The organism is Mucilaginibacter sp. P1_A3, from assembly GCF_056406855.1.
Genome location: NZ_JBFTZJ010000008.1, coordinates 20920 through 40586, shown reverse-complemented (window position 1 = coordinate 40586; position 19667 = coordinate 20920). Strand labels below are relative to the sequence as shown.

General features: G+C 40.2%; 14 protein-coding genes and 1 tRNA gene. 8 read left to right on the top strand and 7 right to left on the bottom strand.

Going from position 1 to position 19667, the window contains the following annotated elements:
- Window positions 1-80 precede the first annotated feature (80 nt).
- The 4 genes from AC1D0K_RS17645 to AC1D0K_RS17630 form a co-directional block, all read right to left on the bottom strand.
- On the bottom strand, window positions 81-2537 hold the full coding sequence (locus tag AC1D0K_RS17645; protein WP_477442212.1) for a TonB-dependent receptor domain-containing protein: 2457 nt from the start codon (window positions 2535-2537) through the stop codon (window positions 81-83).
- A 245-nt stretch (window positions 2538-2782) separates the two neighbouring features.
- Window positions 2783-2992, bottom strand: a complete 210-nt coding sequence (locus AC1D0K_RS17640) for a hypothetical protein (protein WP_477390781.1) — start codon at window positions 2990-2992, stop codon at window positions 2783-2785.
- A 22-nt stretch (window positions 2993-3014) separates the two neighbouring features.
- A complete protein-coding gene (locus AC1D0K_RS17635) occupies window positions 3015-4682 on the bottom strand; it encodes a PspC domain-containing protein (RefSeq protein WP_477390779.1) in 1668 nt (555 codons plus the stop codon).
- 24 nt (window positions 4683-4706) lie between these two features.
- Complete coding sequence (locus AC1D0K_RS17630; protein WP_295720482.1) at window positions 4707-5039, bottom strand: PadR family transcriptional regulator; 333 nt, start codon at window positions 5037-5039, stop codon at window positions 4707-4709.
- 183 nt (window positions 5040-5222) lie between these two features.
- Between AC1D0K_RS17630 and AC1D0K_RS17625 the strand changes: the two genes are divergently transcribed.
- From AC1D0K_RS17625 to AC1D0K_RS17605, 5 genes are all read left to right on the top strand, one after another.
- The gene (locus AC1D0K_RS17625; protein WP_477390776.1) at window positions 5223-8456 is read left to right on the top strand and encodes a SusC/RagA family TonB-linked outer membrane protein; all 3234 of its coding nucleotides are present in this window, start codon (window positions 5223-5225) and stop codon (window positions 8454-8456) included.
- 19 nt (window positions 8457-8475) lie between these two features.
- Window positions 8476-10086 (top strand): SusD/RagB family nutrient-binding outer membrane lipoprotein, encoded by a 1611-nt coding sequence (locus AC1D0K_RS17620; RefSeq protein ID WP_477390774.1) that lies wholly within the window; start codon window positions 8476-8478, stop codon window positions 10084-10086.
- A gap of 41 nt (window positions 10087-10127) precedes the next feature.
- The gene (locus AC1D0K_RS17615) at window positions 10128-11027 is read left to right on the top strand and encodes a DUF1735 domain-containing protein (RefSeq protein ID WP_477390772.1); all 900 of its coding nucleotides are present in this window, start codon (window positions 10128-10130) and stop codon (window positions 11025-11027) included.
- A gap of 372 nt (window positions 11028-11399) precedes the next feature.
- Window positions 11400-12383, top strand: coding sequence for a hypothetical protein (locus tag AC1D0K_RS17610; protein WP_477390770.1), 984 nt, complete (start codon window positions 11400-11402; stop codon window positions 12381-12383).
- A 97-nt stretch (window positions 12384-12480) separates the two neighbouring features.
- A complete protein-coding gene (locus AC1D0K_RS17605; RefSeq protein ID WP_477390768.1) occupies window positions 12481-13185 on the top strand; it encodes a hypothetical protein in 705 nt (234 codons plus the stop codon).
- Window positions 13186-13239: 54 nt separating this feature from the next.
- Here the strand turns inward: AC1D0K_RS17605 and AC1D0K_RS17600 are convergent, their stop codons facing one another.
- The 3 genes from AC1D0K_RS17600 to AC1D0K_RS17590 all read right to left on the bottom strand — a co-directional run bounded on the left by AC1D0K_RS17600 (window position 13240) and on the right by AC1D0K_RS17590 (window position 15638).
- On the bottom strand, window positions 13240-14133 hold the full coding sequence (locus AC1D0K_RS17600; protein WP_477390766.1) for a hypothetical protein: 894 nt from the start codon (window positions 14131-14133) through the stop codon (window positions 13240-13242).
- Window positions 14134-14216: 83 nt separating this feature from the next.
- Window positions 14217-14621, bottom strand: coding sequence for a DoxX family protein (locus tag AC1D0K_RS17595; protein WP_477442655.1), 405 nt, complete (start codon window positions 14619-14621; stop codon window positions 14217-14219).
- Between the two features lie 69 nt (window positions 14622-14690).
- On the bottom strand, window positions 14691-15638 hold the full coding sequence (locus AC1D0K_RS17590; protein WP_477390762.1) for a S66 peptidase family protein: 948 nt from the start codon (window positions 15636-15638) through the stop codon (window positions 14691-14693).
- 113 nt (window positions 15639-15751) lie between these two features.
- Here AC1D0K_RS17590 and metG point away from each other — a divergent pair, with 113 nt between their 5' ends.
- The 3 genes from metG (at window position 15752) to AC1D0K_RS17575 (ending at window position 19569) form a co-directional block, all read left to right on the top strand.
- Window positions 15752-17824: a methionine--tRNA ligase gene (gene metG / locus AC1D0K_RS17585; RefSeq protein WP_477390760.1), complete on the top strand. Its 2073-nt coding sequence runs from the start codon at window positions 15752-15754 to the stop codon at window positions 17822-17824.
- A gap of 130 nt (window positions 17825-17954) precedes the next feature.
- Window positions 17955-18026: transfer RNA gene (locus tag AC1D0K_RS17580), tRNA-Arg, on the top strand.
- A gap of 259 nt (window positions 18027-18285) precedes the next feature.
- On the top strand, window positions 18286-19569 hold the full coding sequence (locus tag AC1D0K_RS17575; protein ID WP_477390758.1) for a site-specific integrase: 1284 nt from the start codon (window positions 18286-18288) through the stop codon (window positions 19567-19569).
- Window positions 19570-19667 lie beyond the last annotated feature (98 nt).

The window sequence follows — 19667 nt, the reverse complement described above, 5'->3', positions numbered from 1 at the left end:
ACAATCTAAAAGAAAGAGCGGTGAGTGTCATACTCATCGCTCTTTCTTTTAGCTGCCAACTGCTAACTCTCAACTGCAACTTAATTATTTCCCTTCACCCTTCCTTTTTCATCATCGGCGCCGCTGCGGTGTTCGCGCGATTTGATGGAGCTGTTGCCGAAGTTGTAAGTTAACGTAAGGCGACCTACACGGCTATCGTTCCTTTGTTTAATATCAAAGTTGTTGTTGAGCGCATGGCTGCTCAGGTCATTGCGGCGGATGTTGAAAACATCATCACAGGCCAGCTTAACATTAAGTTTCTTATCCATGAATGATTTGCTTACGCCCAAATCAACAGAATAGCGAGGCCTTATTTTATATATGCCGTAAGTTAATGGCGATTGGTAGTCGCCCATTACCTCTAAACGGTAGCCGGCAAATTTAAATGTTTGCGTTGTTCTGCCCTGGAAAGCTGCCCGGCCATCATTAAAATTGAAGCCTGCAAGCGTATCTGATTTAAAGCCGAGATAAAACCCGGTAAGGTTAACGTTACCTTCCCACCATTTAGTAATGGTAAAGGGGGTGTTTATATTAATGTTATACCCGGTTTGTGTTTGCAGGTTTTGGTGAGTTTCAAATGTTTTTTGCCCTTCTGTAAGTATCAGTTCGGTAATGGCATCTGTAGTATGGCTGTAGCCAAGGCTTACATTTACAGTGTGGTTATAGGTATAATTAAACTCAAAGTTTTGTGTGTATTGTGGCTTAAGGAACGCGTTACCCTGCGAAAAGGTAATAGGATCAAGGTAATAAATGAAGGGGTTAAGGTCATCATAACCCGGGCGGTCAATACGGCGGCTATAGGAGAAGCTGATCTCGTTTTTATCATTTAATGTGCGGTTGATAAACACACTTGGAAAAAAGTTTAAATAGCTGCGGGTTACCGGCGTGCTGCCTAATAAATTGCCGTTTGATTTGGTTTGCTCGGCGCGGAGACCCAATTGGATAGATGCTTTTTTGAATTGTTTATTCAGGTTGATATAGCCCGCGGTAATTTTTTCGTCGTAAATAAAGCGATTGGTTCTGGAAGCATCAAGCCCATATAAATTGGTAATGCTATCCTGTTTTTGCGCCTGCAGGTCGTTATCGGTTTTTACATTACTGTATTTTGCCCCAACTTCCAGCTTTATGGTTTTGGTTAAGGGTTTGGTATAATCAATCTTGGCTGTATATATAGTTATAGTTGATGGCGTTTGGTTGCTAAGGTTTAAAGGAGCATGTTGTTTGGTTCCATCTTGTTTAAAATAGTTTGTATAATAAAAGGCGTTTGAGTTGTTTCTGAACTTGGAATAGTCAAGGTCAATACCTAACTCCTGTCCGCTGGTATCAATCTTAAGTCTGTCGTTAAGGTTAAGGGCAAAGTTTTTATAGGTTTGCTTTATTAAAGATGTAGTGCGCAATGATGAATCGGCAACGCCAAATTGTTTACCAAAAATAGTAGATGTGCTGTTGTTGTCGGTACCGCCGTTGGAGTAGCCGCTTACCACAAAACCGATGGCATGTTTGGGAGTAAGATCATAATCGGCACCCAGGCGATAGTTATTATAATGATTTGATCCCGGCATGTGCGAATCCTGGTTAATGTAGGTTTTATTCCCTTGTGCATCAGTAGCCACACGGTCAAGCAGCAAATCATGACCTCGCTTGCTATCACCACGACTAAAAGTGCCAAACACATTTAAATTACCATCTTTATGGTTAAGGTTCAGGCTGCTGTTGTCTCTCCAGTATTTGCCTTTGGCAGCACCAACAGTAATACTACCATTTGTACCCGACTGCGTATTCTTTTTTAGTTTGATATTGATGATGCCCGAGTTGCCTGCTGCATCATATTTAGCCGATGGGTTGGTGATGATCTCGATAGATTTAATGGTATTGCCATCTGTGGAGCGCAACAAGGTTGCCAACTGTGCGGCAGTTAGGTAAGTGAGTTTGTCGTTAATCATTACGGTTACACCCTGTTTCCCTTTAAGGCTGATGTTATCATCTTTATCAACAGTAACACCTGGGGCCCTTGCCAGTATCTCCATAGCGGTATTGCCTGCGGCAAGTACGCTGCCTTCCACATTCATTACGGTTCGGTCAATCTTACGTTCAATCAAAGGTTTGCTAGCTGTGATACTAACTGTTTTTAAAGCGTTGGTACCTTGTTGCAGGTTTAAAACAGGTACCGATATGTGAGCCGATTTTTCGGTAATAGTAAAGGGTTGACTTATTGCTTTTGCATAGCCAACCACGGTAGCCTTTATCAGGTATTTGCCGGTTGGAACCTTATCAAAGGAATAAACACCGTTATCATTACTTAAAGCACCCTTCACTATGGTTGAATCTGATGCATTGATGATGCTCACGCTGGCAAAATCAAGCGGTTTACCCTGGTCATTTACAAGGGAGCCGGATACTTTGGCGCTCCCGGTTTTGCCGGTTTGGCCAAAAGATACACCCCAGCTGATAACTACAAGCAGGAGGGTATATAATATATGATTGATTTTAGTTTTCATTTGTATGTTTTTAAAAAGTTTGGGCAATAAAAAGCCGTTAAGGAAAATGCTTCCTTTTAAAAAATGTGTAAATAAGTATGAGCTGTTTTGGCGCTTAGCCTTAGGTGTGGTTAGTAATTATAATGTATAAGCGGTTTGTTTCATAGTGTATCAGTTTAAGGGGCGATGGCAATGTTTTGTCCTGATAGGCCCCGGTCTGTAATTTGTGTGCGTTTTTGTATAAGATGCACAATAGGGGTAATTGGTTACAGAGAAATTAAACTTTTTAATGCAGGGAAGATATTTTTAGCTATGTCTATAATGACAGCCTGGCCTAAAGGGCGGTTACTACCGGCTGAGATTAAAGTGGTTGAATTAGCAGGAGTTGGATTGGCGGCGTTGAATGTAATGCTGTAAAAAGGAATAATAAGCCCGCTAAATAATAGCAGGCTTATATATTTTATCAGTGTTTTCATGAGGTTGTAATTGAGCCGATTACTATTGACCGGAATTTTTGATGCTATCTACAAGCTCTTGTTTCCTGAGGCTATCAATAGTAGCTTGCGGAACAGGAGGTATTTTACACTCCAGGCCATTAGCCGTCATCACGAATACCGAACCATTAGGATTGGATGGTTTATTGCTTTGGCCGCAATCATATAGGTTAAAGCCCATGTTTCTGTCAAGCTTGCCATCAATAACCAGGGTAGCGTTCAAAGGAACCTTAAGGGTGATATAAACCTTTTGGCCGCGCCATTTTGATCCTGCCAATCTTTCCAAACGACGGTCGAATTTTAATACAGAATCTTTTTGCGTAAAACGATAGCTGATGTTTCTCGCGTTGATCAGGGCGTCTTCATCATCGCGGCCCCTTGCAATAAATGATTCAACCAGCACAGGTTGTGGTACATCACTTTTTTCTACATTGATGTTCACCGGGTCTGTTGTGCCAAAATCATCGTTGCCATTAAAATCATCGTCTAAAATTATCATGCCATTAAAACGCTCTTTGATACGCAGGCGGGTACTATCCTCATTGCTTAAATACTTGGCATCATTAAGTTGCAGGTAATAGGTGTTGTTGGGAGTTGCTTTGATGTTGACAGTCTTGCTCATTTTTGCGCCCTGCCTGAAATCGGCAGAAGCCCTTACACCATAGTAAACAACAGCGCCCAAAGCGGCCAGCCATACGCACAATAGGGTGGTGCCAATGGTGCGGTTAAATGAGGAGTTTTTAAATAAGAAACCTATTATCACCAGTATGATTGAAAACAAAGGTATTGCCAGCAATAAAAAGCCGCCGGTAATAAATATCACGCTGGTTTCCTGGTTAACAAAGTTAAACGGGGGGATATGGTATATATCTGTTTTGCCAAAGGCAATAAGCCCGACAACAGCAACAATGAGCGCTACAGCAAGACCGAAGCAAGCAAGTAAAATTGCCCCTGCTATCAATTTACCAATTAAACTGCCGGCTCCTCTTAAAAATACGCCCAGGTGATAAAAAAAATCGCTTATAAAATCACGGGTTTTGTAAACAAATGGTTTGGCTTCGTGCTTAAAATTGTGCAGGTTTTCTTTTACGGTGCTCAATTCGTCTTCAAAGTTCTTTTTAAAGCCTTTCAAATCCTGTTTTTCACCTTTCATGGCCATCCTGTCGGCACGGGTGATTGCTTTGGGTACTACTATCCATAATATGGCATATAGGAAAAACCCGGTTCCTGCTACACAAAACGAAATAGCAAACGCCAACCTTACCCAAACGGCAGGTATATCAAAATAATTGGCAATACCTGCTGCAACGCCGCTCACCAAATGATCGTCAGGGTCGCGGAAAAGCCTGCGGCGTTCCGTATTATAGGAGTAGGTATTGTTGCCCGGTGCTTTTGCATCGTTTTCTGCAAATTCAAAGTCCTCCACGGTGCCCATTTGCTCAACAACCAGGTTAACATCCTGCTCAACAATAACTTGTTTGCTTTGGCTTGCTAAAATCTCGTTAAACATTTCTGCAATTCGGTTTTCGATGTCGGTTGTGATCTCCAGACTGTCTTCCGAGGTAGAAAAATGACGCTTTACATCAGTCATGTAAAGTTTAAGTACGTCGTAAGCACCCTCTTCGATGTGAAAAACGGTACCGTTTATGTTAATTATGATTGTTTTGTTCATGATGCGTAATAATTTCAGGTTTTTTTATTTTCTGTCTCCAATGGCCGTTTGCACGGCATAAACTAATTCTTGCCAGGTTTTATCCAGCTGTTCCAGCACGTTTTTGCCCTCTTCAGATAGTACATAATACTTTCTCGGGGGGCCTGAAATCGACTCGACCCAATTGTAAGTGAGCAGGCCATTGTTTTTTAAACGGGTTAATAATGGGTACAGAGTACCCTCAACTACAAGCAGTTGGGCTTTCTTAAGTTCAGCAATTATGTCTGATGCATATGTTTCGCCCTTGGCTATAATGGAAAGAATGCAGTACTCCAGTATGCCCTTCCTCATTTGGGTTTGTGTGTTTTCAACGATCATAATACAAAGATATATGTTTTGGATTGTATTATGCAATACATAGTACTAGAATTATTAAATTTTATTATTAAACATGCTTTTTTTAAAAAAAAGTCATCTTTTTTAAGAAAATACTTGACTTTTTGATAACGTAACATTACTTTTAACATTAATTAACTATTAACTGATCTTATTATTAACAAAATGAAAAAACTTCTACTAGCAAGTTTGTGCTTTCTGTTGTTATGCCTAACGCAGGTTTATGCACAAAACCGTACAGTAACAGGTACGGTTACGGCCAAAGATGACGGCCTACCAATTCCGGGAGTATCAGTAAAGGTAAAGGGCACCTCCAGTGGTACCCAGACCAACGCTGCCGGAAAATTCTCTCTAAGCGTTCCTTCGAGCGCGGTACTTACTTTCTCTTTCATTGGTTACAACACCCAGGAAGTTTCAGTTGGTACAAAATCCTCATTTGATGTTGTGCTATTGAGCGCTAACAGCCAGTTGAATGAAGTTGTTGTAACTGCATTGGGTATCCAAAGGCAGGCAATATCTTTGGGTTACTCAACATCAAAGGTTTCTGGTAAAGATATTACCCAGGCAAAACCAATCAGTGTTATAAACGGCTTAACCGGTAAAGTATCGGGTTTGCAGGTTAACACGGTAAACAGCGGTTTATTTGCACCAACACGTGTAACTTTACGTGGTAACAGGTCATTAACCGGTAACAACCAACCTTTGTATGTAGTTGATGGTGCTATCTTCTATAGCGATATCAGCACACTTAACCCGGAAGACATTGCCGAAACCAACGTATTGAAAGGTTCAAGTGCGTCGGCTGTTTATGGTTCTGATGCATCAAACGGTGTAATCATCATCACTACTAAACACGGTGCTAAAGGAACTTCTTCATTAACGGTATCTTCTACAGTACAGGCTGAAAAAGTTTCTTACATTCCTGAGTATTCAAGCCGTTTTGGTGCCAATGGTGGTGAAAAAGAGGTTTTTGATTTTACAGATCTTTCCTACTATATTCCTTACGAAAACCAAAGTTATGGTCCGGAATATAATGGAAAGTTAGTTCCGCTTGGCCGTCCGTTCCCAGATGGTTCTGTTGAAATGGTTCCCTACTCTGCTGTAAAAAATCAAAAGAAAGATTTTTTTGATACAGGTATTACAACCCAGCACAACTTCTCTTTTAACTCTGGTGATGAAACAGGTAGTTTCTACATGTCAGGCCAGGATGTAAAAAGTAAATCTGTTATGCCTAAAGATGAAGGCCGCAGAGATGTATTCCGTGTAGGTGGCGATAAAAAATATGGTATATTTTCAACTCAATACTCTGTTGCTTATACATACTTAACTACCAATAAAACCAACACTGGTACAGTTTATAATGACTTGTTAGAGTCTCCTCTTAATGTTCCTATAAAAGATCTGTTAGATCCTACAAGTAAATATGGTACTCCGGATGCTTATTATAATGATTATTATATCAGCCCGGGCCAGATGATTCAGCAACAAAGAAATTTGAACACTGAGAATCACATCCAGGCTAACTTGCAGTTAAATTTAAAATTAGCCAAATGGCTAAATGTATCTTACCGCACCTCTATTGATAACAACAGCACAAGGGGCGAGTATCATGATGCAGGTATCTCTTTCAGCGATTACACCCGTAACGTTGGCGAAAATATTTACTATCCAAATAATTCAGGTGGTATTGATACTATTGCTGATGCCGGTCATAAGGCAAGCGCAACAAACACCCTTCCACAATTCGGAACTTATAACTTGAATAACATTTTATACAGCTCTGATTTCCTTGTTGCATTTAATACCAAACTTCCACATGACTTTAAATTGAATGGTACCTTAGGTGTTGCTTATTTAGATAATAAGATCACTTATACTCCAATCAACAATGGTCCGTTGAACTTCCTGCCATATAACACTTCAAACTTTGCATCTGTTGCAAGCGTTACCGGCCAGGCTGTTGCCCAGGCCCGTAAATTGGGTTACTTTGGTGAAGCAACCTTAGGTTATAAAACCTATGCGTTCTTACACGGATCATACAGAACGGATTTAGATACCAGGTTATCAAAAGCTAACAAATACATCCCTTATTATGATATCGATGGATCGGTAGTTATAAGTGAGATCTTTAAATCTATAGCTGATAACGATTACCTTAACTTTGTTAAAATACGTTACGCGCATTCATTAACAGGTAACGCTTCGCCTTTGGCTAACGGATCACAGTATATCGCTTTTGGTGCTTATTCAACTTTACCAACTATTGCTTTGGCTGGTGGTTTCCCATACAGCGCAAGTGGTATCTCTGGTTATTCATTAAACACCAGGATTGCTAATCCTAACATCAAACCAGAAAAAGTTACTGAAGACGAAGTTGGTTTAGACCTGGGCTTCCTTAAAGACAGGTTAACTTTAACTGCTTCTGCTTACAAATCACATACTACTGATGGTATCGTTACTGCACAAATTTCACGTGCATCAGGTTTCGTATCTGCATTGTTAAATGCTGCTAATTCTGAAAATAAAGGTTTTGAGCTTGATTTGCATGGTACCGTGATTAAATCACAGGCTGTTACCTGGAATTTGGGTGTTAACTATACCAAGCAAAAAAGCAAGGTTAACAGTATAATAGGCGGTGTTAAAGAACTACAAATAGGTACCGGCATTAATGCAAACGGTGTGCTTGTAAATTCAGCAAACCAAAGCTCATTTGCTATAGTTGATCAGCCTTATCCATCACTTAAAGGTTATGACTGGAACCGTGATCCTGCTACAGGCAAAGTAATTGTTGATGCCAATACTGGTTTACCAACAAGAGCTGCTACTCCAAGTATATTAGGTAACACAAACCCTACAGACCTTTTAGGTTTTACATCATCATTAACTTACAAAGGCTTTACTTTAAACTTAACTGTTGATTACAGAAGTGGTTACAAAATATTTAGCCAGATTGGTAATACTTTGGATCACTCTGGTGTTGGTATTACTACTACACTTACTGGTCGTCAGCGTTTTGTTTTCCCGAACTCTGTTTACAAAAATGCAAGCGGAAGCTATGTTGATAACACCAACATCCTTACCCAGGATGGTAACTTCAACTTTTTCCCAACAACTTACTTAGGTGTTGATGCTAACTACGTAATTAGCGCGGCTGCCTGGAAATTAAGAGAAGCATCTTTGGGCTACTCATTCCCTAAAGCATGGTTAAGAGATTTTAAATTCATTAAAAACGTGAATGTGTCAGTATCTGGTCGTAACTTGTTAATGTTCCGTCCATCAACTAACAAATGGAGCGATCCTGAGTTTAGCGAAGATACCAGCAACGCTGTTGGTAGAAGCTCTGTAAACCAAACTCCTCCAACCAGAATATTCAGCGGTACATTAGCTGTAACTTTTTAACAAAGAAATTGAAATGAAAATGAAAACGACAACAATATTTAAGCGGAAAGTAACCTTGGGTTTGCTTTTCACAGCTGTGATATTTACGGGTATAGTGGGATGTAAAAAGGGAACATTTGATATCAATGATGTTAACCCTAACTCGCCAGCCGCGGCGCCTGCTAAATATACGCTAAGCTCGGCATTGGTAGGTACTACCAATTTAGTACAGGGCGGTAACTCCGATGTTTTTGAAAACTGGATGGGTTACTGGACTCAAAGCGGTGGTTTTACTTCAAGTACCACTTATGTACTTTACCAGTTAACCAGCAACAACTTTGTAGGTAACTTTGACAACGCTTATTTAAACTTATCAAACTATAACCTGTTAATAAAAACAGCAAGCAAGGATCCTACACTGGCTTATTATAAAGCTATTGCAACTATCATGCAATCATACGTTTATCAGCGTTTGGTTGATATGTATAACAGTGTGCCTTACTCACAGGCTTTAATTGTTAACAGCACTTTTGCATACAAATATGATGAGCCTCAGTCTATCTATAACAGCATTACTGCTAAATTGGATTCGGCTGTTACAATAATTAATTCTAACCTTAACAACCCATTGTCAACAGCTGTATTTCCGCTGAACTATGATGTAATGTTTGGAAAAGGTTTTACCGCTACAGATTCACGAGGTAAAACAGAAATGCAAAACTGGGTTAAGTTTGCCAATACGTTGAAGCTTAAACTTTACATGCGTCAAACTGAAAAAGGCAGCCCTGCTGTTGCCCCTGCAACAGCATTTAGCGGTTACACTGCGGATAGCTTTTTACCTGCAGGTACAGATGCATCTGTAAACCCGGGTTATTCAAATGCTGCTGATAACCAGTTAAACCCGTTTTATTTAGATGTAATTGGAAATGCACAAGCTTCAAATGGTACCAATACCACTTACTGGCGTGCAAATTCATATGGTGTTAATTTTTACAAAAACAATAATGACGCCCGGTTAGGTTATATCTATATCCCAACTAAAGGTTCAGGTGGCGCTGCAACAGATCCTGCTTTCGTTCAGGGCAGGGCTTATGGAAGCACAAGCGGTACAGAATCTAATACGGTAATTTCTGCTATATTAGGTACAGGTTACAGTGCAGGTGGTACTACACCTAAAGGACCAGGTCAGGATGCGGTATTGCTTCCAGCTTTTGAAAGTTTATTTTTACAGGCTGAAGCTATACAACGTGGTTATTTATCATACTCTCCTGCTGCAACTGTATACAATGCTGCTGTTAAAGAGTCATTCAGGTTTCTTGGCGTAGCAAATTATGATGCCGTAGCCACTGCTTATGTAGCTCAGAATAATGAATTAACTAACTATGCTTCATCTACAGATAAAATAAATACCTTAATTACACAAAAATGGGCTGCTATGAACTCAGTTGATCCATTGGAGTCATATAGCGATTGGAGAAGATTAGGGATTCCAAGAGATCTGCCGGTTTCTATATACCCTGGTAATACAGCAACCCATATACCTTATCGTTTGCCTTATCCGGTTAACGAAACCACATTGAATGGTGCAAATGTTCCTGCTGGTGGTAGTGGTACCGATGCCTTAACGTCCAAAATATTCTGGATGAAATAAGCATCGCATTGTTTAGTAATTAATTAATAAAACAAAAAGAAATGAAAAAATTAATCATAGTATTAGGAGTCCTTACCGTCTCGCTTACGTCTTGCCTGAAAGACAAGCCCAACGTGGACTTTTCAAATATCTCTGCATTCGCCGAGTTTGTGCATAGCGGCTTGCCTTATTTTGGTGCTGATGCGATCACAGATGGCGCAGATGCCAATGGTAATGTTACAAGAGATTTTCAAATTAATATAACCGGCGAGTACCCGCCAACGAAAGACGTTGTGGTTACTATCGCGCCTGACAATTCGTTTATTGGCCCTTATAATACAGCGAATCCAGTTGTTTTATACGATCCGATGCCTACTGGTACTTTTTCCTTCTCTGCCACCTCAGTGACCATTAAGGCAGGTACCCGTTTAGCTACATTGACTTTAACCGTTAAGAAAGGTTCGCTTGATCCATCAAAGAGTTACATGCTGCCTGTAAAAATAGCCAGTGCAACAGGTGTGTCTACATCAGCAAACTTTAATGTGCATTATTTTCATTTTATAGGCAACGATTTTGCAGGAGCTTACAAATATGATTATACAAGGTATAATAATGATTCTCCTACAGGCCCTACGTTGGTTGATAACAAAAATCAGGCCGGTGCTATTTTGCCAATTACACCTACAGAGTTTCAAATGGAAACCGGTTACAATAATAATCACGTAAAATACGATATTACATTTACCCGGACTGTTACTGCAGGTGTGGTAACTTACTCTAATTGGAAAGTGAAATTTGATGCGGCAAGTGTGGCTACCGGATGGACTCCGAATACCATTACCGCAACTCAAGGACCTACCTTTAAGACGTTAGATCCTGCTAATAAGGTATTTGAAATAGAGTATCAGGCATTCAATGGCTCAAATTTTAGATATATCATTGACAAGTATCATAAAAATTAATTCGTAATTGATGTGATATGATTTTAAAAGAGGCTGCTCATCATGATGCAGCCTCTTTTTTATTTTAGGAGATATAGGATTGTTGCGCTCGCATCTTACTTTTAGCAAGCATAATAACCCGTTGAATTATTATAAATACGATCTTGATGTTTATTAAAGTAGTTGCGTCAGTTGTTTTAGTTACCTAAAAACTTTGTTGTTGCATGTAACACGAAATAAAGGTATTCTTTTAAAATAGAGCGTGCAGCACATAGTTTTATGTATAGTGCAGTAATATGATTTGCGGATGATGAAGGGTGTTTTATTAATATAAGTAAATATTTGATTTTGAATATGTTTATATTTAACTTTAATACTTAATTATCATTTGTAATGAAAAACTTAATCTTATCAACAATTTTTACATTGGCAGCTGTTCAACTGACAATGGCACAATCTATAACCGCATCCGGTACCGTAAAGAATGAAAAAGGACAGGCCATCGCGTCTGCTTTGATACAGGAGGAGGATGCAAAAACGGCCACTTATACAGACTCAACAGGTTTTTTTACTATACCGATAAAAAGCAACGCCACTATTGTGGTTTATGCTAAAGGATATAAAGATGAAAAAGTGAGCCCGAAGGAAAATTTGGTTGTGGTGCTCACACCCGGAAAATCTTCATTCAAGGCGCGTAATCTGAATGATCCTGATAAGATAACCACCACAGTGCCAGATCTGAACATTACTCACGGTTTTACCTATTTTAATGTTAAAGAACAGGGTGGCATGTACACCAATATTACCCGTAAAGAAGATACTAAAGGTAACAGGTATTTAGTAGATAGTTGGGCAAAAGGATACGTAGTTGATAAAACAGGGACGCCAATTAAGAATGATAACTACTCTTTTAACTATGATAAAATAAATGGCTCGCTTTTATTAACACAGGATAAACGCGCCGCTGTTGATGTGGACAGAGACCGAATAAAAAGCTTTACTATTTATAATAAGCTTGATTTGCCCGAAACTTATGAACTAATTACAAATATTGATCCTTCACACTATAGCCAGGTATTATCAGACGGGAGTAAGTATAAAGTATATAAGTTTACCAAAACTACCTTTGTAAAAGCTAATTATGTAACCGATGGAATGACATCAAGCGGTAATCGCTATGATGAGTATGTGGATGAGCCTACCTACTATGTACTTGATGTTAAAACATCGGCTATGCAAAAAATAGCATTAAAAAGTAAAGCAATTAAACAGGCTTTTGCTGTAGATGCTGACAAAGTAAAATCATTTTACAACGCGCATGCGGATGACGATATTGATGAAAACTTTTTGAAGAGCCTTGCCGATTCATTGAATTAACAAGTTTTAAAGACTATATTGTAAAATGGACCGTTAGACTTTTTCTAATGGTCCATTTTTATTTCGTTTGTTTTAGAGGTATTTATAAAGATTTAAAATGAAGAACGTATTTGTAATAGCCATTGCATTATGCCTTGCAACAGGCGGGGCGTTAAAGGCTCAAACCGGCACAAATAGCATCTCGGCCACTGGTATTAACTCCGGTACTGGCATGGCTTATAATTTGACCAATAAAGAGGATACCAAAGGTAGCAGGTTCCTTTTTGATGTCTGGACTAAAGGTAATGTAACGGATAGTAAGGGAAACGCTGTCAACAGCGAAAATTATACTTTTAATTACGATAAAATTGGAGGGGCGCTGCTGTTAAGCCAGGATAAGCAAACGGCTATAGCGGTTGATAAAGAACACGCTAAAAGTTTTGTTATTTATGATAAAAATGATAGCCCGATGGCGTTTGAATATCTGCCCGCCATTGATGCCACCCATTATTGCCAGGTTTTGGCAACAGGCAGTAGGTATAAAGTTTATAAGCTTACCAAAACAAGGTTTGTAAAATCGGATTATAAAAATGATGGGATCTCATCGAGCGGGAATAAATATGACGAATACATTGATGAAGCCACGTATTACGTGGTTGATGCTAAAACATCCGCGCCGCAAAAGATAAGCCTAAAAAACAGGGCTATAAAACAGGTGTTTGCAGCCGATGCCGATAAGGTAATTACATTTTATAACGAACATAAAAGCGGGGACACTGATGAGGTTTTTCTTGCGAAGCTTGGCGCTTATTTAAATCAATAAGGATATCTATAAAGAACGCCGGCTAACAAACCGGCGTTCTTTTTATACCTTAATTTAAGATAGATCTTCAGTTATATTAAAGGTGAAAGTACTTCCGTCGGCTCTGATAGCGGTTCCAGCAAAATGGTAGATTACTGTGCCTGGTTGTGCCCGTGCATACATGCCCGAGGCTAATACCCTCACTCCCGTGCTTGCAATATTATCATACAATTTAATAGCAAATAGTATTTGGTTCTTTTCGCCAATTAGTTGATAGTAATCATGAGGGTTCAGAGGATCGACAATTGTAACGTTTAAATCGCCATCTGTAGGTTTAACTGTAGATGCTACAGGCTTCGGGTAATCAATTTCTGCAAGCGCCCAATGGCTTCCTGTTGTAACCCTTATGAGCTTGCCTACATATAAAAAGGGGTCTAATGAAGAAGTTGAAGATTTATAATCACGTTTTACGTATGAAAAAATGCTTGGTTCAACACCAGTTGCGCCTGCTTTTATCCACGTATTCTCAGCGTTAAAATAATTGTAAAAATCTGAATGTATTTGGTTGTAATCTGTATATAACATGTGTCCTTGTGATATTTGAAAGACATTGCCATCGGGTCCTGTGTTCACAACATCTATTGTGCCTTCGTTATCTGAATACATTGACTGTGCCATGCAGGGTACACCATTTGCAAGAGTAGGATACCTCACTTGGTCATATACTGGCGTGCCAACTACATAAACATTAGAGCCATGGAAGGTACCGTAGTAGGTGTCGTAATTCTCGCCTGGTTTTCTCGCAATTAGATATAACTCATTGTAAGTGGCTGCAGGAAGCGTATTTACAATAAGTTTCGGCCCATTTTTAGTTCCAGGGGAATCGGCTAGTTTACTGTTTTCTTTTTTACAGGATGTTAACCCGGTGATCAGGATAGTTGCGCTAAGCAACAATAATTGTTTCTTCATAAATAATATTAATTTTAGATAAATATCATTTATTGTTTAGGTTAATACAACCCGTGAAAACACCGTATTTTGTCATGCCAAACTCACCTTTTATCCACACTATATTTCCCTGGGCCAATAAAAATAAGGCCGGCAAACATAATAGCATCTTCAATGGCGTGTGCAGCGTCGCCCAGGCCGGCTGTACGCAGTTGCAATAGCGCTGCAACAATAAGGTTGATTAGCAAGAACACGCATGCTGGTCTAAAAGCAAGCCCAATGATAAGCAGGAAACCGCCTAATAGCTCGGTCACCGCCGCCAGTAATCCCCACATTACGGGTAAAAAATGAATGCCCACATATTTCATTGATTCGCCAAGCTGTTCCCAGCCTTTTACGCCACCCATAAGTTTGGGGTATCCATGATAAATAAACATGATGCCTAAACCCACACGGATGATTAATAGTCCTGTGTTTTTGTAATTGCCTAATTTGCTAAGTAGTGCCATATATAATAATATATTTTTAGTTTTTATTGCTCGATTTATTTTGTTAATTCTTTAATTGGATATTCTGATTCAGGCAAACTGAACGTTTACCTGCTGGTCATATACGTTTAATGCAACCTGGCGCCCTAATATTAAACTGCAGTTATCGGGTATGTGCCCCGCCGGGAAATCAAAGCAAACCGGGTAATTATAATCCTTCACAATATCCATAATGATATCTGGTACGGTTTGCCCAAATGGAATATCGTTATCCTTTATATCGGTAAAGCCACCAACAATTAAACCCGCAAGGCTTTTAAGCTTGCCGGCCCTGTCGAGGCAGCGCAGCATCCGGTCAACACTGTACAGGTATTCGCCCACATCCTCTATAAACAGGATCTTACCGCTATAGTCTATATCCGATGCTGAGCCAGAGATGGCAATCAATAATGATAAATTCCCGCCAATCAGTATTCCGGCGCACTCTCCGCCCCGGTTGGAGGCGTGTGGGAGTAATTGATAGCTGAGTTGTTCCCCAAATAAGGTTTTTCGCAAAGTATCCAATGACCGGGATGAGGCGTCGGGGATATTTATGGGCATTTGCCCGTGAATGGTTTGCGCGCCGTAATTGGCAAACAAATGCGCATGCAGTATGGTAATATCGCTAAAGCCAATAAGCCATTTAGGGTTCTGTGCAAACCTGCTAAAGTCAACCTTATCTATCATCCGGATGGTACCGTAGCCACCGCGTGCCGCTATAATGGCCTTAATACTATCGTCATCAATAAAACGTTGCAGGTCTTTTGCCCTTAATTCGTCGTCGCCCGCAAACTGGTGGTATGAAGCATCAACAGTTTCGCCCAAAACAACCTCTAATCCCCATGACTGTAAAAGCGCGATAGCATCCGTCATCGGGTTTGGCAGCTTTTTGGCCGGGCAGGTGATCGCGATTTTATCGCCTTTTTTTAGATAGGGCGGAAGTCCAGCGGTGTGTGTGGATGAAAGTGAAGAGGAAACTATAGGTGCTGGATTATCCATCGTCAATATTAATAAATTTTTTTTGGCATCCGTCTGCCGGACTTCATTGTGTTCGGTCTTTTCCAACTTAAATAATTTATCTTTGCCAATTATTTTTATAAAGCCGCTTTTTAATGTCAGAACTCAACAAATATAAAAGATATACGGTTACATCGGCCTTACCTTATGCCAACGGACCCCTACACATTGGTCACCTTGCAGGCGCTTACCTGCCGGCCGATATTTTTGTAAGACACTTAAGGCTCAAAAAAAAGGATGTATTATATGTTTGCGGTTCGGACGAGCATGGCGCCGCCATTACCATCAAAGCAAAAAAAGAAGGCACCACACCGCAAGCCATCATTGATAAATACCATACCCAGATAAAAGAAAGTTTTGAACAGTTTGGGATAGCTTTTGATATTTATCACCGCACGTCGTCGCCAATACATCATGATTTATCGCAGGAGTTTTTCCTGAATTTGTATGAGAAGGATGAGTTCATTGAAAAAATGAGCGAGCAATATTACGATGAGGATTACGGACAGTTTTTGGCCGACCGCTATATTACCGGTACTTGCCCCAATTGCCATAATGAGAATGCTTACGGCGATCAGTGCGAAAGATGCGGTACATCACTAAACCCTACCGATCTGATTAACCCGGTATCTACTTTAAGTGGTAAAGCACCTGTTTTAAAAATGACCAAGCACTGGTACCTGCCGCTTGATAAATACCAGCCCTGGTTAGAGCAATGGATAGATACTAAAGAAGACAGTTGGAAAACGAACGTTTTTGGTCAGTGTAAATCATGGCTAAAATCGGGCCTGCAGCCACGCTCTATGACCCGCGATCTGGATTGGGGTATTGATGTACCATTGGAAGAAGCACAAGGCAAGAAACTGTACGTTTGGATGGATGCGCCAATAGGCTATATCTCTGCCACCAAACAATGGGCTATTGATAACGATAAGGATTGGAAGCTATACTGGAAAAAGCAGGCCGATGAGCAGGATGATGCCTGTTTGCTGCATTTTATTGGTAAGGACAACATTGTGTTCCATTGTATTATTTTCCCATCTATACTGCATGCCCATGGTGAATATATTTTGCCGCAAAATGTACCTGCCAATGAGTTTTTAAATTTAGAGGGCGATAAGCTTTCCACATCGCGTAATCACGCCGTTTGGCTGCACGAGTACCTGGAAGAATTTCCGGGCAAGCAGGACGAACTGCGTTATGTACTTACCTCCATTTTACCTGAAACCAGCGACAGCGAATTTACCTGGAAAGATTACCAGGCCCGTATTAATAACGAGTTAGTCGCCATACTGGGTAATTTTGTTAACCGGGTTATGATACTGATGCATAAGTTTTACGGTGGCAAAATTGAAAGCACCACCGATAAAATTGAACTTAACGACGAATATCTGAACACGGAAATAGGCATTTGTTATGATGAGATAGAAAAAAACCTGGAAGCTTACCGCTATCGCCAGGCGTTGCAGGCTGTAATGGACATTGCCCGCCTGGGTAATCGTTACTTAACCGAAAAAGAGCCCTGGAAAACAATTAAAACCAATCCGGAGGATGCTAAGCAAGCGCTGCATAACTGTTTGTTTATAATTGGACACTTAACCGCGGCCGCGCAGCCGTTTTTGCCGGCAACTGCTAAAAAGATCATCGGCATGCTTAACTGGCCGGATGAAGTTATCCCTTACGACCAGGAGATTTATTTTAATAACGGACATCAACTAAACCCATCTTCTTTATTATTTGAGAAGATAGAAGATGAGGTAATAGATCAACAGCTGCAAAAACTGTACGACAAAAAAGCTGCGGCAGCCCCGGCAAAAAGCATAGATGTACAACCCGCGAAGGAAAATATCAACTATGAATCTTTTGCTACCATGGATATCCGCACGGGCACTATCCTGGCAGCAGAGAAAGTAGCCAAAACCAAAAAGCTGCTAAAGCTGACCATTGATACCGGGATTGATGAGCGTACGGTAGTATCGGGCATTGCCGAATATTATGAGCCGGAAGCCATTATTGGCCAAAAGGTAAGCATACTGGTAAACCTGGAACCACGTGAGATTAAAGGGATATTATCGCAAGGTATGATCCTGATGGCCGAGAACAGTGAAGGCAAACTAAGCTTCGTTGCGCCGGTAAATGATTTTCATAATGGAGCAGTGGTAAGGTAGAAATGCCGATTTTGGATTTAAAAAGGGCGTTTTTTAGGCTTATAAAAATTTGCTGTTAAGGCATGTGATTTTTCAGGTATAATTTGCACCTTTGCAAGCTGATAAAGGATCCGCCCTTATCAGCTATAACGGTCCCGTAGTTCAACGGATAGAATAGGAGTTTCCTAAACTCTAGATATGAGTTCGATTCTCGTCGGGACCACATACGCTTAATTCAAAAACAATCAAAAGCCTGTAAATCAAACATTTGCAGGCTTTCTGATTTTGGGAAAATGACCATTTTATGCATCTTTTTTCACTGTTCTGGTGAGTTTTAGAGCGTTTTTTGGGCACTTGCCTATTTACTCACCAAAAGTGACATAATCAACTGATTGTCAAGATGTTCAAATTTTGAACATCTTGATTTTCGAGGCCTGTAAATGTAGGTTTGTAACGATTTGTGAACAAAAACTGGTGAGTTAATGAAGACTAAAAATTTTAACCTGCTTTTTTACCTGAAGAAGGTAAAGGGCTATGAATCAGGCAATCTACCTATCTATTTGCGTATTTCCGTGGACGGAAAAAGGAGTGAAGCAACTATCGGGCGAGGAATCGAACCTGAAAAATGGGACGAAAAACGCGGAAAAGCCCGTGGAAATACGGAGGATGCAAGGAGTTTAAATGCCCATTTAGACAGTATCCTGGCCAAGCTGAAACGTATCCATACCCGCCTGCTGGACAGCGAAGAAGAGATCACGGCAGATACCTTGCGGAACGAACTTGACGGCAAAGGAAAGAAATCTAAAATGTTGTTGGAGATTTTCAGCGATCACAATAAACAGATGGAATCCTTGATTGGCAGGGGCTTTGGCGCCAATACACTTAAAACTTTTAAAAGCTCTCTTAAACATGCGCGGGAATTTATCGATTGGAAATTTAAGCGCCCGGATTATGAATTGCGGAAAGTCGATTTTAATTTTATTAAAGACTATGACTTCTATTTGCGGACGGAAAAGAATTGTATCCCTATTTCTGCCGACAAATATGTGAAGCACTTGAAAAAGATAATTCTCCTTTGCTTGGCCAACAGATGGATCGTCGCCAATCCTTTTCTACACTATAAATCGACGGCAAAGCCTTCGCCAAGAACTTTTTTAACTAAGCATGAGTTGGAGGTTATCCGCAATAAGGCATTGCGTGTCGAACGGCTGAATGTCGTGAGGGATATTTTTATTTTCAGCTGCTATACGGGGCTGGCCTATATCGATGTCCAGAAGTTAACACCAGGCGAAATAGCTAAAGGCGACAACGGCAAGTTATGGGTATTTACTAAAAGACATAAGACGGATACTCCCTCGCATATCCCCTTGTTAAAAGAGGCGATGCAAATTATAGAGCGTTATAAAGACCATCCTATTTGCGTACGCAGCTCGCTTTTATTACCGGTACTGACCAACCAGCGGATGAATAGCTATCTGAAAGAAATCGGAGACCTATGTGGTATTACCAAAACATTAACCTTTCACATGGCACGGCACACTTTTGCCACCACAGTTACTTTATCAAATGGGGTTCCTATGGAAACTGTTTCAAAAATGCTTGGACACAATAGTATTAAGACAACGCAACATTACGCCAAGGTTCTAGATAGCAAAACAAGTGAGGATATGCAGAAGCTTGAAGAACGGCTATATGATAAGGGCAACATTGAGCCTGCGGAGCCGGAACAAATTGAAATGGGACGCGTGGTCAGCATGTTTCGTTAAGACATAACGAACGGTTATGATATGGAAATTTAATTTTAATGACTCACTTGACAAATATTGTGCAATATTGGTTAAAAAAATAATTTTAGGTATCTTTG